General features: G+C 54.1%; 25 protein-coding genes. 11 read left to right on the top strand and 14 right to left on the bottom strand.

The window, feature by feature from the left end; translation table 11 throughout:
* Positions 1 to 19 precede the first annotated feature (19 nt).
* The 4 genes from KTE_RS19445 to KTE_RS19460 all read right to left on the bottom strand — a co-directional run bounded on the left by KTE_RS19445 (position 20) and on the right by KTE_RS19460 (position 3,733).
* Complete coding sequence (locus tag KTE_RS19445; protein WP_201369138.1) at positions 20 to 850, bottom strand: PIG-L deacetylase family protein; 831 nt, start codon at positions 848 to 850, stop codon at positions 20 to 22.
* Positions 851 to 950: 100 nt separating this feature from the next.
* A complete protein-coding gene (locus KTE_RS19450; protein ID WP_201387138.1) occupies positions 951 to 1,517 on the bottom strand; it encodes a hypothetical protein in 567 nt (188 codons plus the stop codon).
* A gap of 231 nt (positions 1,518 to 1,748) precedes the next feature.
* On the bottom strand, positions 1,749 to 3,101 hold the full coding sequence (locus KTE_RS19455) for an MFS transporter (protein WP_201383720.1): 1,353 nt from the start codon (positions 3,099 to 3,101) through the stop codon (positions 1,749 to 1,751).
* Between the two features lie 158 nt (positions 3,102 to 3,259).
* Positions 3,260 to 3,733 carry a MerR family transcriptional regulator gene (locus KTE_RS19460; RefSeq protein ID WP_201383722.1) on the bottom strand — a complete coding sequence of 158 codons (474 nt, stop codon included), beginning with the start codon at positions 3,731 to 3,733 and terminating at the stop codon, positions 3,260 to 3,262.
* Between the two features lie 194 nt (positions 3,734 to 3,927).
* Between KTE_RS19460 and KTE_RS19465 the strand changes: the two genes are divergently transcribed.
* The 7 genes from KTE_RS19465 to efp all read left to right on the top strand — a co-directional run bounded on the left by KTE_RS19465 (position 3,928) and on the right by efp (position 10,939).
* A complete protein-coding gene (locus tag KTE_RS19465; protein ID WP_201383724.1) occupies positions 3,928 to 4,272 on the top strand; it encodes a hypothetical protein in 345 nt (114 codons plus the stop codon).
* 29 nt (positions 4,273 to 4,301) lie between these two features.
* Positions 4,302 to 6,719 carry a LuxR C-terminal-related transcriptional regulator gene (locus tag KTE_RS19470; protein WP_201383726.1) on the top strand — a complete coding sequence of 806 codons (2,418 nt, stop codon included), beginning with the start codon at positions 4,302 to 4,304 and terminating at the stop codon, positions 6,717 to 6,719.
* Between the two features lie 138 nt (positions 6,720 to 6,857).
* A complete protein-coding gene (locus KTE_RS19475; RefSeq protein WP_374226781.1) occupies positions 6,858 to 7,076 on the top strand; it encodes a hypothetical protein in 219 nt (72 codons plus the stop codon).
* A gap of 109 nt (positions 7,077 to 7,185) precedes the next feature.
* Entirely contained in the window at positions 7,186 to 7,914 is a 729-nt protein-coding gene (locus KTE_RS19480; protein ID WP_201383728.1) for an MBL fold metallo-hydrolase, read from the top strand.
* A 352-nt stretch (positions 7,915 to 8,266) separates the two neighbouring features.
* Positions 8,267 to 9,064, top strand: coding sequence for a hypothetical protein (locus KTE_RS19485; RefSeq protein WP_201383730.1), 798 nt, complete (start codon positions 8,267 to 8,269; stop codon positions 9,062 to 9,064).
* Positions 9,065 to 9,250: 186 nt separating this feature from the next.
* The gene (locus tag KTE_RS19490; RefSeq protein ID WP_201383733.1) at positions 9,251 to 10,306 is read left to right on the top strand and encodes a methyltransferase domain-containing protein; all 1,056 of its coding nucleotides are present in this window, start codon (positions 9,251 to 9,253) and stop codon (positions 10,304 to 10,306) included.
* A 63-nt stretch (positions 10,307 to 10,369) separates the two neighbouring features.
* Positions 10,370 to 10,939, top strand: coding sequence for an elongation factor P (efp, locus tag KTE_RS19495; RefSeq protein ID WP_201369129.1), 570 nt, complete (start codon positions 10,370 to 10,372; stop codon positions 10,937 to 10,939).
* 102 nt (positions 10,940 to 11,041) lie between these two features.
* On the opposite strand, the gene KTE_RS19500 is transcribed toward efp, so the two are convergent.
* From KTE_RS19500 to gltX, 9 genes are all read right to left on the bottom strand, one after another.
* A complete protein-coding gene (locus tag KTE_RS19500; protein ID WP_201383735.1) occupies positions 11,042 to 11,476 on the bottom strand; it encodes a diacylglycerol kinase family protein in 435 nt (144 codons plus the stop codon).
* Between the two features lie 9 nt (positions 11,477 to 11,485).
* Positions 11,486 to 12,043 (bottom strand): rRNA maturation RNase YbeY, encoded by a 558-nt coding sequence (gene ybeY / locus KTE_RS19505; RefSeq protein WP_201383744.1) that lies wholly within the window; start codon positions 12,041 to 12,043, stop codon positions 11,486 to 11,488.
* Between the two features lie 218 nt (positions 12,044 to 12,261).
* Entirely contained in the window at positions 12,262 to 12,444 is a 183-nt protein-coding gene (rpsU, locus tag KTE_RS19510) for a 30S ribosomal protein S21 (protein WP_007910606.1), read from the bottom strand.
* Positions 12,445 to 12,548: 104 nt separating this feature from the next.
* The gene (locus tag KTE_RS19515; protein WP_201383746.1) at positions 12,549 to 13,736 is read right to left on the bottom strand and encodes a lysylphosphatidylglycerol synthase transmembrane domain-containing protein; all 1,188 of its coding nucleotides are present in this window, start codon (positions 13,734 to 13,736) and stop codon (positions 12,549 to 12,551) included.
* A gap of 2 nt (positions 13,737 to 13,738) precedes the next feature.
* Positions 13,739 to 15,352: an O-antigen ligase gene (locus KTE_RS19520; RefSeq protein WP_201383748.1), complete on the bottom strand. Its 1,614-nt coding sequence runs from the start codon at positions 15,350 to 15,352 to the stop codon at positions 13,739 to 13,741.
* 55 nt (positions 15,353 to 15,407) lie between these two features.
* Complete coding sequence (locus tag KTE_RS19525; RefSeq protein ID WP_201383750.1) at positions 15,408 to 16,358, bottom strand: UDP-glucuronic acid decarboxylase family protein; 951 nt, start codon at positions 16,356 to 16,358, stop codon at positions 15,408 to 15,410.
* Positions 16,359 to 16,745: 387 nt separating this feature from the next.
* Positions 16,746 to 17,393 carry a CPBP family intramembrane glutamic endopeptidase gene (locus KTE_RS19530; RefSeq protein WP_201383752.1) on the bottom strand — a complete coding sequence of 216 codons (648 nt, stop codon included), beginning with the start codon at positions 17,391 to 17,393 and terminating at the stop codon, positions 16,746 to 16,748.
* A 204-nt stretch (positions 17,394 to 17,597) separates the two neighbouring features.
* On the bottom strand, positions 17,598 to 18,257 hold the full coding sequence (locus KTE_RS19535) for a DUF6483 family protein (RefSeq protein ID WP_201383754.1): 660 nt from the start codon (positions 18,255 to 18,257) through the stop codon (positions 17,598 to 17,600).
* A gap of 106 nt (positions 18,258 to 18,363) precedes the next feature.
* Entirely contained in the window at positions 18,364 to 19,887 is a 1,524-nt protein-coding gene (gene gltX / locus KTE_RS19540) for a glutamate--tRNA ligase (RefSeq protein WP_201383756.1), read from the bottom strand.
* Between the two features lie 264 nt (positions 19,888 to 20,151).
* Between gltX and lysA the strand changes: the two genes are divergently transcribed.
* Together lysA and KTE_RS19550 are read left to right on the top strand one after the other, a co-directional pair.
* The gene (lysA, locus tag KTE_RS19545) at positions 20,152 to 21,498 is read left to right on the top strand and encodes a diaminopimelate decarboxylase (RefSeq protein ID WP_201383758.1); all 1,347 of its coding nucleotides are present in this window, start codon (positions 20,152 to 20,154) and stop codon (positions 21,496 to 21,498) included.
* Between the two features lie 9 nt (positions 21,499 to 21,507).
* Positions 21,508 to 22,218: a hypothetical protein gene (locus tag KTE_RS19550; RefSeq protein ID WP_201383761.1), complete on the top strand. Its 711-nt coding sequence runs from the start codon at positions 21,508 to 21,510 to the stop codon at positions 22,216 to 22,218.
* Positions 22,219 to 22,299: 81 nt separating this feature from the next.
* Here KTE_RS19550 and KTE_RS19555 read toward each other — a convergent pair whose 3' ends face one another.
* Entirely contained in the window at positions 22,300 to 22,824 is a 525-nt protein-coding gene (locus tag KTE_RS19555) for a bifunctional nuclease family protein (RefSeq protein ID WP_201369107.1), read from the bottom strand.
* Between the two features lie 472 nt (positions 22,825 to 23,296).
* Between KTE_RS19555 and lexA the strand changes: the two genes are divergently transcribed.
* Positions 23,297 to 23,950, top strand: coding sequence for a transcriptional repressor LexA (lexA, locus tag KTE_RS19560; RefSeq protein ID WP_007910586.1), 654 nt, complete (start codon positions 23,297 to 23,299; stop codon positions 23,948 to 23,950).
* Positions 23,951 to 24,301: 351 nt separating this feature from the next.
* The gene (locus KTE_RS19565) at positions 24,302 to 25,471 is read left to right on the top strand and encodes a hypothetical protein (protein WP_201383763.1); all 1,170 of its coding nucleotides are present in this window, start codon (positions 24,302 to 24,304) and stop codon (positions 25,469 to 25,471) included.
* The last annotated feature ends 3 nt before the right edge of the window (positions 25,472 to 25,474 follow it).

The following is a 25,474-nucleotide window of genomic DNA, read 5'->3' on the forward strand; positions in this document are numbered from 1 at the left end:
TTGATGCTACAATGTTTGCTTACTCTTCGACCTCGGTCGGAGCCTCGTCCGCGGGTGTTGGAGGAATATGCAGTTTGATGCGGCGGAAGGCCTCGGCGTGCTGCATCTCCAGCCCCAGCTTCTCTTTGGCCTCTTTGGCCGTTTTCGCAGAGCGCTCGCGCAGGTTGGCCGTCATATCCACGTTGGGACCAAATTGGGTAACGTGGCATTTGAGGCCCTGGCCTTTGATTTCGAGCGTCTCAGTGACGTCAACATAGGTATTGGCCTGTGAGGTGTAGAAGAGATAGAGCTCGTGGACGCGGTAGGGCATCAGGCCCTGCGACAGAAGCTCGCGGAAGGAGCGGGGGTTGCCAATCGCGGGGAAGATGGCGTCCAACACGATATTGCCGGTCGCGCGGTGATCAGGATGATTCAGATGCCCGGTTGCCTCTGGCTCTGTATTGGGATCTGGCGCGAAGATATGCTGCGATGGATCATGGGTAAGCACAACACGTGGGCGATATTTGCGAATCAGGCGCACAATGGCCTTGCGTGTCTCATCGTTATTGGTGAGATGTCCATCAGGGAAGCGCAGGAACTCGACTGCCTTCACCCCATAAATCTCGGCGGCGGCGCGCTGCTCTTGTTCACGTGCCAGCATAAAATCGACGTCGTCCATATCTGGAGCTTCGCCACCCTCGACGCCGTCAGTCATGACGACCCAGACAACCTTTTTGCCCTGTTTGGCCCACAAGGCGCTGGTGCCGCCAGCCCCAAAGTCATCATCATCAGGATGGGCGCCAATAACCATAGCCTCGTAATCTGGCTCAGTAATAACCTGGACGGCTCCCGGTGCGTTTCGATCTCCCATAATAGTTATTCCCTCTTGCGTGAAATTTTTTGGTCCGTTGTTTTTGTTTATCGGATCGTTACTTATGGTTTGTGTGGTCCAATAATAAATAGCCTATGGGTCAATTGGATTGGCCCATGGTCTCTGATGTGGTAGTAGCACGCTCAATTGAGACGTGCGTGAACATGGCTACCACTTCTTCAAACGCGTGAATGATAGCATTTATTCCTGGAGGGGTGGCGCTAAGCCGATTGAGGCCGATGGCGCGCTCAGGTAGCCCGCTTCGTAACAACTCCTGTTCCTGGGCTGTTTGTCCCAGGACGTGCGCGAGGAGATCGCTCTCCCAATCAAGCACGATCCCTGCCTGGAGCAGGCTCCCCTGGCGACGACGTACCATGCAGAGTCCTACGACTTTGCGCTTGCCAACGACGACTTCATAGGGGGAGAGCGTGCCATAGCAGGAGCGATTCATCAAGGCTTCATAGGCGTGTGTTTCAGCCTGTTTCAGGCGTGCGCGCTCACTGTGAGCCTCCTCAGCCGAGATGGCGCGCGTCTTGATGCCCAGAACACGCAAGGTCTCGACCCAGGCCTCGCCAAACCAGCGGTAGGACTCAACAATATCCGTGGTAATAAAGGGATGTCCCGCTGGCAGAATGACATCGAGACAGAGTAGCCCTGGCCCAACCAGGACCGCCGTGCCCCTGCCCGCCGGCGATACACCGGCAGATCTCGTTCGCGCAAGGCCTCCTGGTTGAGGCTCTCAGGCTTTTGTGAGATACCCAGGACCAGGCCATGGTGCTGTGCCAGGGACCAGTACAGCAGAGCCGGGTCGCCGGGCTGGATCTCATCAAAGAGCCGCTCATAGTGCTGAATATGCTCTTGCTGGTCAGCAATAGAAAGTGGATAGCTGCACCACTCGTTAGCGTACGTTTGTGCGTTGTTCAACGGTGTTCTGCTCCGCGGAGGCGCGTATGACCCAGCCGATAATCGCGGCAATCAAGCTTAATGCACCACCGACAAGGAATGAAATTGATGCTCCTAAGGCACTCGCCAGGCCGCCGATAAAGAGGTTGCCAATTGGCGTGGTGCCAACAAAGACTAAGGTGTAAACGCTCATTATTCTACCACGCAAATGGTCTGGCGTCACAGTCTGGAGTAGCGTATTGGCAGCCGCGGAGAAACTAATTTGCGTAAAGCCGACGAGCGCGATGATCAAGAAGGAGAGCATAGGCAGTTTCGAGAGCGAGAAAATGACCTCAAGCGCACTAAAGGCGATACAGAACAGGACAATCTTTTTAAAAATGGGTTTCTTGCCCTGTGTGGCTATCCAGAGCGCCGCGACCAGTGAACCCACGCCATAGGCCGAGGAGAGAAAGCCATAGCCATCTGGTCCTATGCTGAGCACGTTCGTCGCAAACAGAGGTAGGGTGACATTAAAGTTAATGCCAAAGAGCGAGACCGCACCTACAATGATGATCGTCAGCAGGAGCAGGGGGGTGCGCTGAATATAACGCAGGCCTTCGCTCAGACTCAAGAAGGTCCCGCGCACCCCTTTATTCGCCACCACCTGCCCCGCGCGCTTCACTGGCGCATGCAGTCTGGTGGTATCGATCATGAGCAGTCCCGCGATAACGGGAACAAAGCTGACCGCGTTAATCACAAAGAGGGGAGCCTCGCCCAGCCAGGCAATGATTAAGCCGCCGATGCCAGGGCCAACAATACGTGCCATATTAAAGAGTGAGGAGTTCAAGGCGATGGCGTTGGTCAGATCTTCGCGTCCCACCATCTCAACCACGAAGGACTGACGTGTCGGCATATCAAAGGCGTTCGTCAAACCGAGCAGGAGTGCTAGCACATAGACGTGCCAGAGCTGTACGGTATGTGTCATGACCAGGACGCCAAGCACAGCCGCCTGGATCATGGCGAAGGTTTGGGTGAAGACTAAAACGCGCCGCTTGGGGAGGTGATCGGCCAGGATACCACCAAAGAGGGCAAAGAAGAGGATGGGAACAAATTGCAGTGCTCCAACAATACCCAGCGCCCAGGCGCTGCCTGTTAAGCGTAAGACGAGCCAGGATTGGCCAATCGTTTGCATCCAGGTGCCAATAAGAGAGATGAGTTGCCCCAGCCAGAAGAGGCGAAAATTACGGTGGCGGAGAGCTGCGAATGTCCGCCAGCGTTTGCTTGAGGTCTCCTCAATCTCGCGGACAGTGTTTGGCGTTACTAATTCTTGAGCTGTTAACTCCTTCTGTTCATTCGTTAATGTGTGCATAATGCAGAGAGATTCCATTTCTAGTGCTGACCATCGTTTGGGTAAGGGTGTGGTGCAGGCAGCCTGTAGCCTGCCTGCACCACACCCTTACCCAAACGAGCCACGAAGTGGCGCTATAACCTAAGCAGAGACGTTATAGATAATTAGTTTTTTAGTCATTAATTTTGGTGAAGTTGTTGTTTGACTTGCGCGTGGCGCGCCAGTTTGGCCTGCAATGAGGCACGCATCTGTTCCAGGCCCGCGATTTTCTGCTCGACCAGTTCAAGCTGTTTCCCGATAAGCTCATCAACGCGGTCAAGCTGTGCTATACGCGTGGGGGGATCGCTCTCAGCGCGATATGCTGCCTTAAGCTGATCTCGCTCCTCATCCGCACTCAACAATTCGCGAATCTCGCTCAGCGAGAAACCAAGTAAACTACGTAGCTCTTTGACTCGTATCAAGCGCTGCACATCTGCTTCACTGTAGCGCCGATAATTTCCTTCGGTGCGATCAGTTGGCGGCAGCAAGCCCATTTCTTCGTAATAGCGCAGCGTACGCTTGGTCATACCAATGCGCGTCGCGACCTGTTCGATACTATAGCAGGGGGAATCCTGCTCACTTCCGGTAGTCTCCGGCTCCTGCGAAACTGACATGGTGCTTCTTCCCAGCGTCAAAATGACACAAAAAGTAGGTTTGGATATATGCATAGTATAGCATAACATTGACGTTAACGTCAATGTTATGCTTGTTCTCCAATCAAGTTGCTCATTTGTCCATTGCTGTGTTATAAAATTTAGAAAGGACTATGTATTTTGCTGTAGCCGCACATACGCGAGTAAAGGACATCATGAGCAACCGTTCTAGCCTCCCTATGGCTCTCTTACTCCCCAAGGTTTCACCTCCGCGTCTGCCTGCGACGCTGGTAGTTCGTGAACGCTTGCTAGCAGCCCTGGACCGGGCATTGATGGTGCCATTGACGCTGCTCTCTGCCCCGGCTGGATCGGGCAAAACAACGCTCTTAAGAGCCTGGATTGCACGTACCTCGCAAAGCGTGGCCTGGCTTTCGTTGGATGAGCTAGACAACAATTCAACGCGCTTCTGGACAGTGTTGATTGCCGCCCTGCGCACGCGCCTGCCGGAAATTGGGCAGAACTCATTGACTCTGCTTAGTTCTCCTGAGCCTCCCCACTGACAACGATTTTGAGCGCGTTTCTGGAAGATATGCTTCACCTGGCTGAACCCCTTGTACTCATTATCGACGACTATCATAGTATTAATGAGCCAGCTATCCAGGAGGGGTTAATCTTTCTCCTGGAACACCTGCCTACTCATTTACACCTGATACTCGCCTCGCGCATAAATCCCCCCTTTCCACTGGCTCGCTGGCGCCTGCATGGCCAGGTCGAGGAGATCCGCCACAAGGATCTGCGTTTTACCCAGGAAGAGACCGGGCGTTTTCTCCTGGAGTCTATGCATCTCCCATTGGCGGAAGAGGATGTGAAGCGACTTGCCGAGCGCACTGAAGGCTGGATTGCGGGTCTACAACTGGCCGCGCTGGCTCTACGGCAACACGAAGATACTGCGGCGTTTGTTCAGCAACTCAGCGGTAGCCACCGCTTGCTGCTAGACTATGTGCAGGAGGAGATTCTGGCGCGCCAGCCTGCCAGGATTCAGCGCTTTCTATTTCAGGTTTCGGTATTGACGCGTATGAATGCATCCTTGTGTCAGGCCGTGACCGGAGAGGCGGATTGTCAGCAGATGCTGGAGACGCTGGAGGTAAGTAACCTCTTTCTTGTACCCTTGGATGAGCAGCAACGGTGGTATCGTCTGCATGATCTCTTTCGCGGCGTGCTGCTGGCGCGTTTGCTGGCTACAGAGCCAGCGCTGGCCCAGGAATTGCAGTGCCGCGCGGCGCGTTGGTACGGTGAGCAGGGAATCTTGCAGGAAGCCATCCCCTATGCGGTAGCCGCTGCCGACTATCCCCTGGCTGCCAGGCTCATGGAACAGGCTGCTGAGGAACTCTGGCTGAGTGGGGAGGCCCGAACCGTCTACAACTGGGTCATGTTGCTGCCCGATCCCATTTTTCAAAAGCATGCGCGCCTGGCACTGGACGCGGCTTTCCGCTTGCAGGATATGGTCAACCAGAGCATCGAGCCTCTGCGAACGCGTACCCAGTTCCAGGTCGAAGCGACGATTGCGCGCGTCGAGGCCGTGCTGCGTACCCGGGAGACTCCGACTCCCTCTGCGAGATTGCTCCAGCGAAGAATCGAGCTATTACGCGCCGGGAGCGCGGCTTTTGATGCTGTGTCAGCGGGTTCCAGTCACATGCTTCAACAGCTCTGGCAAGAGATGCAGGAGTTGATCAAGGACGAAGATGATATCTCCTGGCGCATGATCCCACTCGCTTTAACTTTCTGGATGAGCGAGTCGCTGCAACGCCAGGGGGCAAATCTGGTACCACAGTTCCTGGAGGCTAAACACCAGGCGAGCCGGGCAGGCAACCGTCTCGTGCTGATTAAGATTATGCGTTGGCTCACGCATATTTATGCGCGAGCCGGTCAGCTCCACCTGGCCTATAACGAGTGCCAGGCCGCGCTCGATCTCATTGAGCAGGTTGGAGGGCAAACGGCCCAGACAGGCTATTTACACTACTACCGGGCCTGTATCTACTATGCCTGGAACCGCATGGATGAAGCACTGGAGGCCGCACAGACCCTACGCGAGTTCTCACATATCTGGCAGCAGGTGGATCAGATCATTGTCGGACAGACCTATTCGGCCTGGCTCTCAGTTATCTCCGGCGAACTGGATGTGGTGCCAGCGATGCTTGCAAAGGCCGGGGAGATTGTACAGCAGCGACAATTTGCTCTCCACAGCTTCCGGGTCACCGTTGTACAGGTCTGGTACTGGCTCAAGACTGGCGACCTGGTAGCAGCTCGCAGTTGGGCTGAACGCGAGGCTGCGCTTCTGGAAACCTGGGATGCTAAACGCAAAGAGGAGTTTATGACTCTGATACGGGTGTATCTCGTCCTGCATCAGCATGAACAAGCACTGGCGGCCCTACAACGTTTCAGCACAGAACTGGATCAATCTGGGGATAGTAGCTCTAGAATCGAATTTTTGACCCTGTGGGCCGCGGCCTATCAGCAAGCAGGTGAGATTGAATGCGCGCGAGAGGTTGCAATTCGCGCGCTTACCATCAGTGAACCAGCAGGTTATGTCCGGGTCTATGTCGATGTAGGTCAACCCATGCAGGAAGTGTTACAAAGCCTGCTTACCAATCCAACAAACTCCATGATTGCGCTCCCCTATATCAGCAAACTGCTCGCGGCTTTCCCAGCCGACCACGCTCACACAACGGCAGAAGTTGCACCAGATATCAGCCCTTCGTCTCAGCCACCAAAACAAGGTTCGGAGGGTCAGAAGCAGTCTCTGTTACTACCAAACGAGCCACTTACCCGGCGTGAAGAGGAAGTTCTGCGTTTGTTAGCCCAGGGCGCGACCAACCAGGACATTGCGCGCCAGCTTGTAGTGTCACTGGGCACCGCCAAAAAGCATGTCGCGGGCATTCTGAGCAAACTGGGAGCAGAGAATCGTCTGCAAGCCGTGGCTCGTGCCCGCGAGCGCTCTCTGCTCTAGTTCTCTTCTGCGCTTGCCGTTTCTTTTTGCGACGATAGCCAAAAGGTGGCCATTAGGTAGCCTTTTGGCTATCATTATGAACCCGATGCTCATGGTATCCTTGTCACAGAACGAAGATATACAGAGGAGCACCTGGGAATGATGAAATGCCGCATTCGCATTGCTGGTCACCTGGACTCATCCTGGCAATCCTGGTTCGATGACCTGGAGATCATTCAGGAGGAGCAGGGAACAACTTTGCTTAAGGGAGTTCTGCCAGATCAAGCAGCACTCTATGGGGTGTTGCTCAAGCTCAACAATCTGGGCCTGCTCCTGTACATGCTAGAGGTCAATGAATCCACAATACATCTGGATTAATACATTTACTTGCACTCATTCTGTGTGTAGTTTGCCTCTAGCATGCATCTGAACTCAGAAGTAGCGTATGGCATCGTCGAAATGTACAAAAAATGAAAGAGGGAAACCAATGAAAGTCCGCCAACATGGAGAGAACTTTATCCAGATAACCCAGATGGGTTTTGTCAACTTTTACCTGGTGCGCGAAGAGGATGGATTTACGCTCGTGGATGCGGGTACAACTGAAGGTATTGCGCCGCAGATCCTCAAAATCGCGCAGGGGTATAATCTCCCAATTGTACGCTTGCTGCTAACCCATGTACATGTCGATCACGTGGGGGCGCTGGACTCCCTGCATGACCTCTTGCCAGATGCTGAAGTGTTGGTTGGAGCGCGCGAGTCCCGTTTTCTTGCCGGAGATATGAGCCTGGATAAGGATGAGCCACAGGACCAGTTGCGTGGGGGCTGGCCCGCGCGCAAAACGCGTCCCACCCGCCTGATTCACGAGGGCGAGCGCGTGGGTTCATTGGAGGTCATTGCTACGCCGGGACACACTCCTGGGCATCTCTCATTCCTGGATACGCGTGATCGTACTCTAATAGCTGGCGATGCCTTTCAGACCATGGCAAAAGTTGCTGTAACTGGCACCTTTGTGCTGCTCTTCCCCCTGGTCGCTCCGGCGACCTGGCACAAAGGGTTGGCCCTGGAGAGTGCGCGCAAGCTCCGCGCCCTTGAGCCTACGCGTCTCTCCGCGGGCCATGGCCCCGTCGTCAAGAATCCCCTGGCGGCTATGGATCGCGCCATTGAATATCACGCCCGCAAATATGGGCAGAGCAGTGCTGTAGCTGCCGCACAGTAGCATAGGAGTTCCTGTGCCTTCCAGGGTAAAGGGGTGTGCGTGGAAAATGGCTTTGCCATTTTCCACGCACACCCCTTTACCCATCGGCTCGCTGCGCGAGCCGATGAGAAGAGCGCTGAACAAATATCATAACCCTTCCATATGCAAAGCCACAACAAACTTGTGATAAAATAGGTTATACGAGCTTCTGTATCTTTGGCGAAAAAAGGAAGCAAGGGGTAATAAAGGGAGAGCGTGAGGTGCTTCACGCTTATTCTCTGATACCTCGGGCGAGGGTGGAAAGAGGCGTGGCTGGAGACGCAAAGAGCGAAGCATAGTTGAACCTAGTTGCGGATGACAAGGACGGGTTGCCATGCATGATACTTTGTCTTCCCTGGTAGAGAGGGCGTTAACGGGTAATCCTCGACCATTGGAGTTTTATTTGCGCGAGAATAGCCGCCTACCTGGACCTCGCGCTAACTTAGAGCTGGCAAATGATGTCGGAGGCCTGCTGGCGGCGGCTATACCCAGGTACTTCGATAAAGTGTATTCCCTGGTACAGTACTTTGTCAGTGGCGATCGAAAATGGATGTCGGGCAATACCCCTTCTGAGTTCGTGATCCTCTGCGGTGTCATCTCCGCGGGGATGTGTGCAGCCGCTGAGCCGAGCTGGCAGGAGGAGACGCTGGAGTTATTGGATCGCTATTCCTGTAGCCCCTATTGGCGTATTCGCGAAGGAGTGGCCATCGCGTTTCAACATCTGCTACAGGCCAACTCCTCTCCCATACTGGCGCACCTGCGCGCCTTGGCGACGAAGGGGAGCTTCTTGCAACAGCGCGCGGCTATCGCAACGCTGGCGGAATCCCCTCTGCTCAATGCACCGGAGCTGATGAACGCGGCACTGGATCTACAGCGGATCGTTCTGGAGCGGGCGAGGGCGGTACCCCTGGCTGAGCGTAAGCATGAGGATTTTCGTATCCTGCGACGGACCCTGGCCTATACCTTGAGCGTGGCAACAGCCGCCTCCCCCAACGAGGGGTTTGCCCTGATGCGCGAGTGTGCCTCGTGGAACGACACTGATATTGCCTGGATCTTGCGGGAAAACCTCAAAAAGAAACGCCTGGCCAGGTTTGTGCGCGATACAGAGCAGGTTGCCAGGCTGCTTGCGTAGAGAAGAATAAGGTATGTTGAGTGGCTGGTAAGCTTGCAATGTAAGCTTACCAGCCACTCAACATCTCTCTACGTTGCTTCAGAGAATGGTTTGTGATAACATTGCACGCTGGGCTTCCTCATTCTCTGCTGCCCTTTCTCAGTGTGTAATGTAGTGTGACTGTTATTCATTAGAAAAAGTACGTGGATGTCGTATCTGTATTATGTCATGACGATGCCGGGGTTGGAGACGATCGCCTTTAGTGAGATTCATGCCAGGCTCGCTGATGCTGAGCTTGTGAAGTTCTCTCGCGGCATCGCGCTGTTTCGTACAGCGGCCTCCCCAGCCGAGTTGCTGGAGTTGCGCACAGTCGAAGATGTATTTGTCACCCTGGCACATATCAAGAGCTTAGGTCCCGGGCGTGATGCCCTGCGCGTGGTGCATGGCGCGACCCTCAATGCCAATGTTAGCGAGGCGCTGACGCTCTGGCGTCGCGCGCACCATGGCTCTCTACCCAAAACGTGGCGCGTCGTGAGCCAGAAATCGGGTTATCATGAGTTCCGGCGTATTGATGCCGGCGAATCGGTGGGCGCGGCCCTCCAGCGAAACTTGCCTCGGGGGATGCGCCTCGTGAAAGATGATGCCGATATAGAATTCTGGGTCTGGATCAGCGGGAGCGAGGTCCTGATAGGTGTCCGGCTCAGTGACGCGACCATGCGTCATCGCCATTATAAACAGGAGCACCTGCCTGCTTCGCTGCGGCCCACCATTGCGGCCGCGATGTGCGTTCTCTCGCGTCCAACGGCGCAAGATATTGTGCTTGATCCTCTCTGTGGCGCGGGCACCATTCTCATTGAGCGTGGGCTTGCCGAGGAGCCATATGAGGCCCTGCTGGGTGGAGACTTACGTGAGGAGGCCGTGACGGTTGCGCAACGTAATGCGCGGCATGCCCGTGTCGAGATGACACTTAAGACCTGGGATGCGCGCTCCCTTCCCCTGGAGGAAGGCTCCGTAACGCGTATCATTACCAACCTGCCCTTTGGCAAGCAGATTGGAACACCCGAGAAGAATGTCAAGCTCTATAAGGCCCTCGCGCACGAGTTCCGGCGCGTGTTGAGTCCGGATGGCTTGCTGGTAGCCCTGACAAGCGAAAATCGCCTGTGGGAGGCCGCGCTACGCGAACAGAACTGGCGCATCACAAAGAAAGTTGTCCTGGTCGTTCTGGGGCAGCCTGCGAGCATTTTTGTTGCCGCTCGCTCATGAGCAATGATATTATATAGGCTGCTTTGCAAGCACAAACACTGTAATCGAGAAGGAGTTACTCCATTGGCTAACGCAACGACTGCCGATTTTCGTAACGGCATGGTCATACGTTTTAACAACGATCTCTATATCATCACCGAGTTCCACCATGTCAGCCCCGGCAACTGGCGCGCCTTTGTGCGCACGCGCCTGAAGAATATCAAGTCTGGCCGCGTGATTGAGCAGCGTTTCCGCGCGGGCGAAGAGGTTGATGAGGTCCGTGTCGAGCACCAGAACTGGCAGTTCCTCTACGTGGATGGCGACGACTACATCTTTATGAACACAGAGACCTTCGATCAGCAGCCAGTACCTAAAAGCATGCTGGGCGACGCGATAAAGTTTCTTAAAGAGCAGGACGAGGTAGAACTGCTGGTCGAGAGTGAGAACATCATTGCAGTTGAACTTCCCAATTTCCTTGAGCTTACCGTAGAGAGCGCTGAGCCTGGCGTACGTGGTGATACCGCGACCAATGTAACCAAGCCTGCAACTCTGGAGACTGGTGCGACCATCAACGTTCCCCTCTTTATCAATCCTGGCGATAAAATTCGCATCGATACACGCTCCGGTCAATACGTCGAGCGTGTCAAGGCTTAATCATAAAAGAGGATAGGCATAAAAAAATGGGGGCATTGCCCTCATTTTTTTATGCCTATCCTCTTTTATTGAAGGCTCGCGCAATGAGCCGAGGCCAGTTGCTCAAGAATGGAAGACCAGGTGCCAGAGGGGAGGCCCAAAGAGACACAGGCCAACCATCACTGCCAGGATCGCGCTGACGAGCACTGCCCCCGCCGCAACATCCTTAGCGATTTTGGCCAGGGGATGGTATTGGGGAGAGACCAGGTCCACGCAAATTTCAAAGACGGTGTTAAACATCTCTGCCGTGAAGACACAGATCATGGTGACAAAGAGCACCGCAAACTCCAACGCTGAAATACGCAGGATCAGCCCCATGAGCACCGCGCATAACCCGATGAGGATGTGCACGCGCATATTGCGCTGAGTCGTGATGGTATGGCGGATGCCGCTAAAGGCGAATCCGAATCCAGCAATAAACTTGCCCCACTTACTCTTGTGGGGCACAGGCTGATAGGGTGGCGGCGCTGATGGCTGGTTATTCATGAGATCTCTCATATATGGCTCTCAGGCTTGCTGAAGTGTGTTCATGACGCGTTGCTGAATGCCTACCATGGCCTGGTAGCCCGCCTCGGTATGGTCGTCATAGCCAACCAGGTGCAGCACCCCATGTGAGAGGAGATAGAGTAGCTCGTAGATCGTGCTATGTCTAGCCTCCTGAGCCTGGCGCTCCAGCGTGGGCCAGGACATCACGATATCACCCAGATTCTGGACCGTCTCAGGTGGGGTAATAAAATCGGGCACACTCTCCTGCGCTCCTGCCTCGCTCTCCCTGACGGGCCAGAGCTGCTCGGCGGGCGCCTGTACCAGCGGCTCATTGAGCAGCGGGAAAGAGAGGACATCGGTTGCCTTGTCGATCTCGCGATACTGTTTATTCATATCGCGAATGCCCTCGTCATCGGTAATAAGCAGCGTTACCATAATTGGCTCATGAATATTCACGGCGGACAGCGTCTGCGAGACTACCTCATCCAGGTTAACGTTTTCCAGGGCCTTTTCAATTGTGGCGCTCTGCTGTGCATCTTCGATAGTGATGTAGAGCTCTATTAGTGGATGCTCATGCATAATGTTTCTTTTTCCTGTCGCGCCTGTGGCGCTCGCCAGATTCGGTTTATGGTGTGGTGGGTCCTGGCAGCCTCCGGCTGCCAGGACCCACCACACCATAAACCGAATCTGGCAAAAACAACTTACACATCGGGGTATATTCGCAAAAAATAAGAGACCTCCATTTCTTAGTGGCAATGTTCAACAGAAATGGAGGTAGGCATCAGACGCGTTCCAGTTTAACCCCTGCGCTGCATTTTGCGGCGACGTGTGGCCTCTTTACGTTTGCGTTTCATGCTGGGCTTTTCGAAGTGTTCCCTTCGGCGTGCTTCCGCAAGGATGCCGTCCTGTTGAATTTTGCGGTTAAAGCGTTTCAGAGCGGTCTCAAACGACTCATTCTCGCTGATTCTAATCTCAGACACCAGGAATCCCCCCTCTCATGGCCTGTTTGCAAGGGCAAAACCGTAGCGTATATGTCTACCTGCTTACGGTCTTTATCCTCACCGACCTGCGCTGAAAATTATAGTCAAGCCCTATCCATGTTGTCAAGGTATATTTTCTTTGGTTTCGTCGTCGTTTGGCGCCCAAAGGCAATGAGGAAAACGATCCCTCCAAAGACCAGGACGCTGAAAAGGCTGATGGTACGATCCAGTAGAATTGCCGCGGTTGAGAGATTGACCGCGTTGGGACCAGTGTAAAACAGGCCGATGATCGGGATCATCCCAATCTCAACCACGCCCAGGCCCCCACCTGTTGCGGGTACAATCGTGAGCAGGGCCTCAGCCAGGCCAATGACCACTGCCGCCGCCGTAATGTGCAAGATGCTGCCACCGATCAGGTGCAGCGAGACGGCGACAAAGAAGAAGCGTAGCGACTCACAGAGCCAGACACCAACCGTGAGCAGGATAAGGATGGGGAGGCGTCGAAATGAGCCAAGCGTTCCCTCCTGGAAATGATAGTACTGGCCACGAAAACGTGCTGGGATGAGGCGTGCAATCGGTTCACGCGCCTGGCGGAGCACGAATAGGCCCAGGATACCCAGCACAACCGCGCCCAGTAGCAGCTCCAGGCTAAGCTGGAGTTGGGGAGGCAGATGCTCGTGGAGACTCACGATAATCGCCGGAATAAAGAGCAGCAGCAGGATGATCAAGTCGAGCAAACGCTCTGAGAGCACCGTGCCAAAGCTGCGTGTCCCTGAGACGTTGACCTGCTGGCGCAAGAGATACGCCCGGTAGAGGTCGCCAAGCTTGGCGGGCACGACTACATTGGCGAAGAAGGAGATGTATATAATCTCAACGAACTTCCAGAAGCCCGGCAGGAGCACCCCTTGCTCCCGGCGATAGCCCACATTTTCGAGTAGCAGGCGCCAGCGCCAGGCCCGAATGCCAAAGGAGAGATAATAGATGGCGAAGGCTGCCAAGAAGAAAAAGAGATTCGCGCTTTTCATGGCCTCCCAGGTCCTGGCGGGATTGATATTGGCCTTCTGCGCGAAGTAGACCAGGGCCACAATGACGATAATCAAGGGGATAAGAGTACGCCAGTTCAACAGACGCTTCGAGAGTGAGAGCTGGTCACGCGTGATTTCTGGCACGCCGATAGGAACACTATCAGGTTGAGGGATCGCGGATACGCTTGCTTGCTGTTGTGCATCTTCAGCCAGGCTCTCTGAAGACGTGTTTTCATCACCAGTGTGATCTGCGTTATCTGAGATCAAGTCTACCTCCGTTGTTCCTCCTGTCGCGTTACGTAAGGCAGGCGAACCAGCAAAACGATGAGTAACGCGAAAAGATTGGTCATACTGTGTACATAGAGGTTATCGAAGAAGTTGTGGATACAGATAGCGAGTAGTGAGGCGATCAGCCCAATCGCCAGGGCGTAATCGTTTTGTAACAAATGTATCTGTCGAAGGGTGAGCCGCTGCTGCCAGCCCTCAGCTCCCGCTTTGATTTGAGCTGGGAGGGTCTGGGTTTTCAACTGCAGCAAACGCAGATGCATAGACTGTAGCGCGCGCCTGCCAACCAGGAAAATGCCACTCAAAAAGGTAAGCAGCCCGATCAAGCCGAAGATACCGGCCTCAGCTGCGATATTGATGTAATAGTTATGCGCGTGCCCAAGCGAATTGTTGAAGATCGTAATGAAATATTTGGGGTAAGCCACGGGGTAATTGCCGATACCGACGCCAAAGAAGGGGTGATCCAGAAACATGTTGAGGCCGGCGATCCAATGTGCCAGGCGCTCAGCCGTAGAAAAATCATCGTTACTGGGACTGGCAAAGGAGATGCCTGTCAGACCGAGTTTATTCAAAATAGGATTGACATAGTGCTCTGGAATAATGCCCGAACAGTAGCCCGCAATACCGAGGAGGAGCGCGATAACGCCTATGCGCACGAGCAGGTTAAAACGAGGAAAACCCGCGATAAACACGAAGAGGAGGGCCAGGACCAGAGCAATCTGCCCTCCACGCGACTGAGCCAGCGCGAAGGCAATGCCCAGCAACAGTGTTACCAGGCCCGCGGCAAGCTGTGTCAACCAGTTGCGTCCCAGGAGCATAAGCGTTCCTGTGACAAGCAGCGTCATATCGATATAGCCAGCGTAGGGGTTGGGCTGGTCAAAGGTCCCATAGACGCGTAGTCCCTGATCGCGGATAAACGACTGTGGTCCCAGGTTGAAGGCATATTGTGCATAGCCCATAAAGGCCTGCGAGAGGGCAGCCAGGCTGCATAGAATCACAAGCGTCCAGACCTGGCGACGTGTGCGGATATACTGCGTCCCCAGGCAAAGAATGAGCGCGACCTCTAGCCATTTCGCGATTTCTTTTAAGCTCGCTTTCACGCTGAATGCAGTTGGAATAGAGAGGCACATCGCTGCAAGCAGGACGATTGTCCCTATTGTCAAGATGCGCGGTAAGTTGTAGCTTTCGCGATCAAAGGTTCCTGTATGAATACATTGTGCCCCTAGCCGGTTACGAATGACGTATCCCAGTAACCAGCTTGCTGCAAGCAGGAAGACCAGGATATCTCCGCTGGTCAGGTTCATACCGCCCAGGTTGAGTGCATCGAGTGAACCCCAGGGGACGGCGAAAGGAAGCAGGTAGAGGGCCATGCGTGGACGGAGCAGGACCCAGATGCTAGCGGTTGCATAGAGTAGAACGCGTATGCTTATGGCAGGTGGAAGCGCGATCAAGCATGCCAGAACACATAATGCACCAAGAACTCCCACAACATTGGCTACTGCCCCTTGCTCGTGGAACATCCTCAGGAAACGCTGGAATCCTGAAGGACGTGGCGCATTATCCAGGCGATCCATGCTCTGGGCAGAGATACTGTTCATCCGAATCCGTTTCTACTCTATGTTTCTCAATTACAACGAAAAGCGCCGAATGTGCTTACAAGACGCTTGAAAGGTTAGGGATCTGCGTTTTAAACCAGGCAATAGTCTGGCGTAACCCCTCTTCCTTCTCGATTCTGGGTTCCCAGCCCAGTACCTGGCGTGCCTTGGTGATATCTGGTCGGCGGCGTTCTGGATCATCAACACGCACTGGCTCAAAGAGGATGTTTGAGCGCGAGTTGCAAAGCTTAATGATCTCATGCGCATAGTCAAGCACGGTATGCTCGTTGGGATTGCCCAGGTTGAAGACCTCACCCTGCGTATTCTCGCTAAACATGGCACGCATCAAGCCATCGATGAGATCGCTGACATAACAGATGCTGCGCGTCCTATTGCCATCTCCATAGATGACGAGTGGTTCATTTTTGAGCGCCTGCGTAATGAAGTTTGGGATCATGCGGCCATCATGAATCTGGCTATTTGGTCCATAGGTGTTGAAGATACGCACAATGCGCGCGTTAACGTTATACTGGCGCACGAACTCCATGGTCAATGTCTCGCCCAGGCGTTTGCTCTCATCATAGCATGCACGTGGTCCAATAGGGTTAACGTTGCCCCAGTAGCTCTCAGTTTGCGGATGAACCAGGGGATCACCATAGATTTCGGAGGTGGATGAGACCAGGAAGCGGGCGTTGTTTTTGCGCGCTGCTTCGAGCATACGATGCGTGCCCTGGGTATTGACCAGGATGGTCTCGATAGGATGCTCCATATATCCAATTGGGCTTGCTGGACTGGCCATATGGAAGATGGCGTCTGCCTCATAGTCGAAAGGCTCGGTCACATCGTGCTGGATGAATTGAAAATTCGGATGAGTGCGTAAAGCATCGATGTTGCGTGTCGATCCTGTAATACAGTTATCGGCGCATAACACGGTGTGCCCTTCGTCGAGCAAACGCTTACAAAGATGGGAGCCAACAAAGCCCGCTCCACCAGTAACTACGATTTTCAAAGAAGTAAACCTCCACGGTTGGGATAACGTTTTTGCCAGTGACATATCTTTATTGTACCTTAATGGCTAGACGAATTGAGTATGTTTAGGTAACGGTAACACGCTTTTAAGAACACCTTATAGCTATGTTTCAATGCACGAGTTTTTCTGGTGTGGTATTTACCCTCTGTCGTGTTATGTTACCTTTATCTGCACAAGAAATACAAATAAACGCGGTGTAGTTATGCGCGCCGTACCAGGCCCTCTTATCTTAACGCTTTTTGGGGTGTGACTCAAGAGTTGGCTCTAGCACTAGCCATTCAGGTCATCAAAGCGCGCCAAGAGATGTATTTTTTGCAATGATATATGTTGTAGCACCCTGCGTCAGTATATAGAAAAGCAGTATGCCTATTTTTGCACCGCTTCTGCGCGGGTAATGCGGCGTTTCCAGGTGCGATAGAGCGCCTCATCTCCCCAACTCAAGAAGCCACTGGTCGTAAAGCCGTGAACGAGCGTGACCGCCAAAAGCGAATGGGGTCCTGGAAGCAGTAAGTAGACCAGGCTGAAAACGATGCCCGCCAGGCCGACTCCCCCCACGCTACGCCAGTTCCATTTGCCCAGGCGATGATAGAGGGTATAGACCGCCGTACTTACGAGCCAGCCCCAGCCCAGCCATCCAGTCCATTGGGTGACGATCGCCAGGAGGAAGCCACGAAAGAAAAGCTCTTCCACTGGTGCGTTAATACACAGGTAGAAGAAGCTCTGGAAACACTGGTCGCTTGCAGTCGGCCAGCGAAACCAGGGGCCGACAACGTACATCCGGTAGAAAATGGCAAAGATCGCCATGCCAATTCCTACCAGCAGGCCAACGAAGAGGTGTAGTGGCACTTGCGTCAGGGCGAGTCCCAGAAATGAGAGCGGCAGGTGAAAAAAGGCGATATAGAGGAGCGGAACAAGGCTCATGGGGATAATTCGCATAAGCAGGTCGGGCCACATCCAACGCCAGCTAGTGGCGACGGTGGAGCGCACGAGTTGCGTTGACGTGGCGTTCGACACGCGTGAACCTCTCCTTGGTAAGAAGATCTCTTTTTTCTGGGTGACAGTGGCCATGTAATACACTTACTTTCTATACTTGCGTTAACGGAGTGTTAATTTATATTTAAGCAAGTGTAATCAAACTTGGGCTATCTGTCTAGGGATTAAAGAAATAGACTGTAAGATGCGTTTCTGTGTCAGGTAACTCGCTGGTCGTGCCTGACCTTAATTTGAGAAGCGTGTAAGTTGCTCCAAACCTTCCTGGATTTCCTCAGGCGAAAAGTTGCCTGCTGCCAGGTCTGGAGCGCTCCTGATGCTGAGACGCTGGTAAAAATCCCGCCCCTGCTGAAGCAGCGCTTTGTCTCCGGGAGTGTCTTCCAGCAATTCAAACAGGGTATCTTCAGCCTGAGCATAGAAGCCCAGGTGTTCCTGGTAACGAAAGAGCAACTGCCTGGTGGACACAGGCAAGGTATATTCATCCAGGGTGTGGATAAGCATCTGGATGTCTTCGCGTAGAATCTCCACTTCCTCAATAGGCTCATACTGATGAACGTAGAGTAGGAGATGTAGGGCCTTGACTGCGCGGTAGTAGCTCTCCGTGGTGTTTCCTATATCCTGGTAAATCTCTCCTTCAGCCTTGAGAAGCACTGCCGCCCAGAGAGCTGCATCAACGTTGGGTCGTCCAAGGGGGGAAAGTACCTGGATCAGAGTCTCCTCACTGAGCGAGTTGAGAAAGCTGGAGGTAAGACCGGTGGCTCGGAACAGTTCTTCGTCAACGTGTAGCAATGCCTCTTCCTGCTGGTTGTACTCACGTAAGCGCAGGACAATCGCCAGGGTGCGCCCCAATTTCTCGGCCAACCGCAAGATGTAGTCTCTATTAACCATGTTTCCCTCCAGGCTTCCCCAGGCTTCCTTTATTGGTTTCTGGAAGAGTGTGTAGGGGGAGCTGGCTGAAGCCAGCTCCCCCTACACACTCACCCTCCTCTTCTTCTTATGCCAGTTTCGCGATAGCCTCTTGCAGGCGCTTGAGACTGACCTCGCGACCCAGTACCGCGAGCATATGGAACAGGGGCGGAGTAGCGTTGCTCGCGCTGACCGCGACACGTACCGCGCCAAAGAGCTGCCCCGGCTTGAGTTCAAGCTTCTGCGCTAGCTCACGCATTGGTGGCTCCAGGGTCTCATGATCCCAGTGCTCGATGCTGGCGAGCAGATCATGGGCGTGCTGGAGAGCATTGCGCGTGCCTGCCGTGTCCATCTTCTTCTGAATCAGCATGCTGGCGTCGTATTCCAGGTTCTTCAGATAGAAGAAGGCGACGGCGTGGGCGGCATCACCCAGGGTCTTGAGGCGCTCTTGCTCAAGCTCAAGCACCTGTTTTGTGTAGGCACGGTTCAGGGGACGCTGAACGCTGTCAGGGAGTCCCCCCTCTGCCTCGGGACGCTCCATATAGGGCAGCGTGCGCTCCACCAGCTCATCGAGCGAGAGCTTGCGGATATAGAGACCATTCATCCAGAGCATCTTATCCGGGTCATAGATGCCGGAGGAGACGCTGACGCGGTCAAGCGTAAAGGCCTTGATCAGCTCCTCTTTGGTGAAGATCTCCGTCTTATCATCATACGCCCAGCCCAGCAGTGCCATGAAGTTAAAGACGGCCTCGGGCAGGTAGCCATCGCGCTGGTAATCCGACCAGGAGGGCGCGTTACGTCGCTTGCTCAGCTTCTTCTTGTCATTGCCCAGAACGTTGGGTACATGATAGAGCAGGGGCATCTCCCAGCCCAGGACCTTGTAGAGATAGACGTGATACGGCGATGTCGAGATCCAGTCTTCACCACGCAAGACATGTGTAATCTCCATCAAGTGGTCGTCGACCAGGTGGGCCAGGTGGTAGGGCGCCAGACCATTGGTTTTGAGAATGATGATATCATCCAGGTCGGCATTCTTAAAGCTCATGTTCCCGTGCAACTGGTCGGGAACGATTGTCTCGCCCTCCTCTGGCATCGCCAGGCGCACTGTATAGGAGAGGCCCGCGGCGTCGTTGGCCGTGCGCTCTTCCGCGCTCAAGTTGCGGCAGTGGCGATCATAGCGCGGTGGCAGCTTTTTGGCCGCGCGCTCCTGGCGCACCCGGTCGATGCGTTCGGGTGTGCAGTAACACTTGTAGGCATGCCCTGCCTCGATAAGCTGATTGGCATAGTGCTGGTAGAGGGCCTTGCGCTGCACCTGGAAGTAGGGACCATAGGGGCCACCTACAACCGGACCCTCATCATAATCCATGCCAAACCATTGCAGCCCTTTGATAATATCTTCAACCGAACCCTCCACTGTGCGTGCTTGATCGGTGTCTTCGATACGCAGAATAAACTGCCCGCCGCCGTGGCGCGCGAATAGCCAGCTAAAGAGTGCTGTCCGATAGCCGCCGATGTGCTGAAAGCCAGTGGGACTGGGAGCAAAGCGCAAGCGCGGCGGGCGATTGGCTGGTAGCTTTGCCTGCTCCTGCGTCCGGTTGTCGATTTGTGTCATGGGAAAAAAACTCCTATTCAACTGTCTACTTACCGCGTTATTGTAGCATAGTTAGCCTGTTGCTGTGTAGCATCTGCACATATTTCGTGTCGTGCGATTTTTCCTTGCTTGCTTGTCTCATCATACTCCTGCTATAGTACAGTCTAATCACTGAGCATATTTTCTTTGGAGTAGGACGGACGACTTACTCGGCATGCATTCTTCTTTTATCAATCGTTATATAGGTATAGCTATCGACTTCTATCATAGAAGAGGGGAATACACATGATGTCCTCATCCCTGGTATCTTTAACGACGTTGCTCCCTGATACCGCGGCGGTCTCGACCGACGATGTTTTGCATATCGCGGGGCACGCGCTACCCGCGCTGGCTGAGCAATACGGTACACCACTCTATATTTTTGATCGCGCAACGATTGTGCACGCCTGCCAGCGCTACTTTCAAGCCTTTGAGCGCTACTACCAGGCATCTGCTGTGCGCATCCTCTATGCCTCCAAAGCCTATCTCTCACCCCTCGTGGCGCGCATCATTGCCGAGCAGGGTATGGGGCTGGACATCGTCTCAGGCGGTGAATTGACCGTCGCACAACGCGCGGGCTTCCCGATGGAGCGTATCTCCTTTCATGGCAATAATAAATCGACCGCAGAACTGAAACTGGCTTTGCAACTGGGCGTTGGGCGCATCATTCTGGACAACTGGAGTGAACTGGAGCGCCTCACTCACCTGGCTGATGAATTGGGACAGCGCCCGGCGGTTCTGTTGCGCGTTGCTCCTGGTGTGGAGACCGATACCCATCGCTATTTGCAGACGGGCCATGCCGCCTCTAAATTCGGTTTCCCCTTGCAGAACGGAGAGGCGAAAACGGCGATCCTGCGTATCCTTAGTGAGGGTAAGCTTCACCTGGTAGGGCTACACGCGCACTCGGGAACCATGCTGCGCGAAACACGTCCCTATGAAGAGTGCCTCGTGCATTTGCTCTCGCTGGCGAAGGCCATCTATGACGAGACGCAATGGTGGCCAGAGGAGGTTAGCCCGGGCGGCGGCTGGGGCATTGATACTCCTGATCAACTTGGGACGCCTGGACTTGACCAGCTTGCCCAGGCCTTGCAGCACCAGATGCAAGTCATGTTGGCGAGCATTTCGAATGGCATGCTGCCTGCTCCCACGCTCATTCTGGAGCCTGGGCGCTCAATTGTAGCGCGCGCGGGCGTGGCACTCTATCGCATAGGTGCCCTGAAGGCGACGCCTGCTGGCACGACCTATCTGTTTGTGGATGGTGGTATGGCAGACAATATTCGCCCGGCCCTCTACCATGCACTTTATACCGCTCTCCCCGTTGAGCATATCTCCGTACCAGGAAGTGTTGACTATTGCGTCTCGGGACGGTATTGTGAATCAGGCGATATGCTCATTGATAATGTACGTCTGCCCGCTATGCGTGAGGGTGAGCTGCTCCTCTTGCCGCTGGCGGGCGCGTATTGTCTCCCAATGGCAAGTAACTACAACCTGGTGCCACGACCGGGCGTACTTTTAGTAGAGGAAGGACGTGTGCAGGTCATGGAGCGGCGTGAAACATACGACGATATTCTTGCCCGTTATCAGGAGAGCTAGCCAGTTTCGATGATGGATGTTGGTGGTTGGCGGCATCAGGAGTCGCGTAAGAAGAACGCTGGAGGCATTATTATGAACTACTGGCAGAAGTTAACACGGAAGCCCGAACAACAAGTTGATGACCATGATATGCCCACAGAGCCGGTGCCCTACCCTGAAGCTGTGCCTGAGCCAGGCTATTACGGCCAGGGATATCAGGAGCCAGGCGTTGATCCGGGTCTCTATGACGATCGCACCATCGCGACTCCGCCACCACCAGCCAGCCATGCTCCCCATGCTCGTGGGAGACGTCAAATTGTGCCACCGCCCCCGCATATGCAGTGGCAACCACCGGCCTACCCAGGCTATGCACCACAGCCCCAGCCTGATCGCTATGCGCACCCGCAGCCAGCATATACTCCGCCTGCAAGAAGAAGAGGGCCGGAGGGATGGAGGTTACTGCCCGGATTTCTTGCCATCTTTCTGGTCATAGTACAGCTATCGCTGTTCGCCCGCTTCGTGATGAGGTTTCTCCTGCATATACCTGCTGATCAGTCGTGGGTGGCAGCGCTGTATACGTTTAGCACCGTTTTTCTCATCCCTGTCCAGTTGTTGGGGGCACAGGTGCATCTCCCATTCACGGTGGATCCTGAGTTATACGCGTTACCCGCCATTATAATCTATGGCGTCCTCTCGCGTATCCTGGTGAAGCTTCTCCGGTTTATTGTGCGTGCGTTTTGAGCTGACGTGAGGGCGACCACCTGGATATGTTCCTCATTGAACGGCTGAAGGTGGTCTTATCAACTTATATCCCGAGAGGCGTTAATCCTTGCCAAACTCGTCTAAGACATCCAGACTATTAATGAAGTCGCGATAGGCATCAAGGTTTTCATCTTCCTTCATATTCTGGACATCGTTCTCTTTTTCAGTGGGGGACTCTTCGCTCGTTTCAAGCGTTACCCCAGCGCGCTCAAGGACGCTCTCATCGATATAAATGGGGGTCTTGGTGCGTACTGCCAGGGCGATAGCATCGCTCGGGCGAGAGTCGATCTCAACATGTCTGCCCGCGACATCGAGGACCAGGCGCGCGTAGAAGATCTCATCGACCAGGTCAGAGATCACAATGCTTTCCAGGTGAGCGCCAAGTTCTCCAATGACGTTTTTGAGCAGGTCATGCGTAAGTGGACGCTGGGAGGTGGCTCCTTGAAGTTCGACGGCAATAGCGTATGCTTCGGCATGAGCTATCCAGATGAAGAGATAGCGCTCTTGCTGTGTTGCTTTCAAGATGACCACTCGCTGTTGCGTAGCCAGGTTGATTCGCACGCTCTCAACTGTCATCTCTACCATAGTATTTCTGACTCTCTCTTTCGTCGCGAAGTCCGTCGCATACCTTACGCCTCTATTGTACACCTATCCAGATCACTGACGCAAATCAGAACGCTGTCTATTTGTGTCTTTCCTTGCTATCGTGCCTCTTCCTGGCACTCTTGAGAGCAGTATAGCAAACCCGGCATGTACCTCCAAACTTATCTTTATAGGGACAGGATTCCTCATTCACTTTGGCTTCCAGCCTTACCTCATGCCAAAGGCTTTTAGAGTAAAGAGTGTGTGGATGGCAGATGGGCCGCAGGTCCATCTGCCATCCACACACTCCCCCTAAGCATACAGCTGAGTACGAAAAAATATTCGAAAATTCCGTTCAAAAAGCCTTGTTTTGCCTATAGGGTTATGGTATCATGGTTTTGAATGGCCGTTCTAGTATCAGGGGGCGGATGAGATCGTAGACAATCGTCTTTTCAGAAAGGCAGGAGATCGTTCTATGTCGATAGAACAAACCAGCGAGATACAGCGGAAAATGTACGAGTTTATCGTCAATTATATGAAGCGTGAAGGGATGCCACCAACCAACCGCGAGATCGGGCGGGAGTTGGGCATCGCCAGCACCGGGCATGTAGACTACCATCTGACCATGTTGGAGAAGAAGAGCCTGATTATCCGCCAGCCCAAGAAGAGTCGCGGTATCAAGCTGGTCAAGCAAGATGAGTCGGTCCCAGCTGGCATTCCACTCGTAGGTACGATCGCCGCTGGCGAGCCTCTAGACATCTATGCTGATGGTTCGCAGCGCATCGATATGGGACGTGACTTTATCGATAGCGAGAACTGCTATGCACTCATCGTCAAAGGGCGCTCAATGATCGAAGATCATATTTGTGATGGCGATTACGTGGTGATTCAACCGCAGCATATCTGCCAGAATGGCGATATTGTGGTTGCCGTACACAAATTTGAAGGCGAGAGCGGTAGCGCGACCCTTAAACGCTTCTTCCAGGAAAAGGATCATGACCGGGTTCGTTTGCAACCTGCCAACTCAGAACTCGATCCCATCCTGATTCCCAAGAGCATTTGGGATCGCGAGTGGGAGATTCAAGGCAAGGTTGTCGCCATCTTCCGCCAGTGCAAACCCGCTGCTTAGATCTCTCTTGATCTCTTGCCCCTGACCCTGTGGCAGGCGCGTCGCAATAGGTACTGAAGCCAGAATGTGTATCTTCAGTGCATCGATTGCGGCGCTTTTTTCGTGATGTATGCAAAATAACCTGTCTCTTTGCGGAACATTCAAACCCGTGTTCAGTGTGACTGGGACGCTTGCCTGGCCCTGATACGACTTGCGTCTATTCCCTGTTCACTTTGTCTATGCTTGGATTTCCCCTTGTTCTCTGCTCATAAATTTGCTATACTGGTCTATGTACTTCCCTGGAGTGTCGCTGTTCTCAGATATTCTGGAGCCGACACCACTAGCGACAGCTCGGAAAGGACTCGCTAATTTATGAAGGCGGTTGCCGCAGCGTTGGTACTAATCGCAGGTGCCGCGGTTATTCTCTGGTTTGGTAATACGCTCAATTCCTGGGTGCTAGGTGGGCTGATTGGCGGATTAGCCGCGCTCCTGTTAAGTATTCCCATCTCCCTCATCATATTCTCGTACCTCTCGCGTCGTCATGAAGAGCAAGAACACCTGCATGCCGAAGTCTATGAAGAAGACACGTTCTTTGAGGATGATGGTTATGTGCGTCCGCGTCTTGCCTCTCGCCAGATGAAGAGGGTATACGAGGTTGAGAGCTATACGCTTCCGGCGCCTTCCGCCATGAATGAGGCTGAGGTGATGCAGCGTCAGCGTTCCACGCGCCAGCTTCCAGCCCCTACTTCGCAGCGTCTACCCATAGCAAAAAATACGCGCTCTACCTCGACCTCCTTGCAGCGCGTCCCACCTCAGGAGGCGACGCGCAACGTACCTTCCAACCCACCAGCCGAAGGGCGAGCCACTTCCATGCGGCGCCCCCTCTATCCTGGTTTTCCTGGCTATGAGCCAGGCTCTCCACAGAGTCGTCATCGTTCGCAAGCTCTGCGAGCAGCCCGCATAGAGGCATTTCAGCAGGTAGATGAGGATGAAGAGGATGAGGAATTGGATTTCTCGCCTACACAGCAGCCGCGCCGCTCTACCACATCCTCATTGCGCGCGAGCCAGGCCCTCTCATCTCAGCAAGAGCGTAACGTTGAACCAACGCGTCGCAGCTCGCAACAGCTAACCAACCAACGGCAGACGCGGAACAATCACCAGGTCGGTGACCCCCATTCCTCACGCGGCGCAAACCAGAGGGCACTCCCCGCGGCTGGGGAGTCCTCGGCCTCAACGCGTCGCACCTCTGCCCAGTTACGTCGTCGCCGGACCGATTTTCTTGAGCAGGGAGAGGAGATGGAAACGACAAACGAGCGACAGACGCGCCAGACACGCCTGGAGGGTGGCAAACCCGCAGGCAAACCCACACGCGAACTCCCCCGTAGCGAAAACTTTAACCGTCCCCTGGTACGGCGCGCGCCCTATATGTATGACGACGATCCCTTACGCGAGGAGCTGACACGTCAGCTTGAGCAGCCCACCAAACGGCGCTCCTCACTCTATGAGCCAGAGGATATTGACGAAGAAGAGGATGAGTTCTAGTCC

Source organism: Ktedonobacter sp. SOSP1-85, assembly GCF_016587415.1.
Classification (GTDB): Bacteria; Chloroflexota; Ktedonobacteria; order Ktedonobacterales; family Ktedonobacteraceae; genus Ktedonobacter.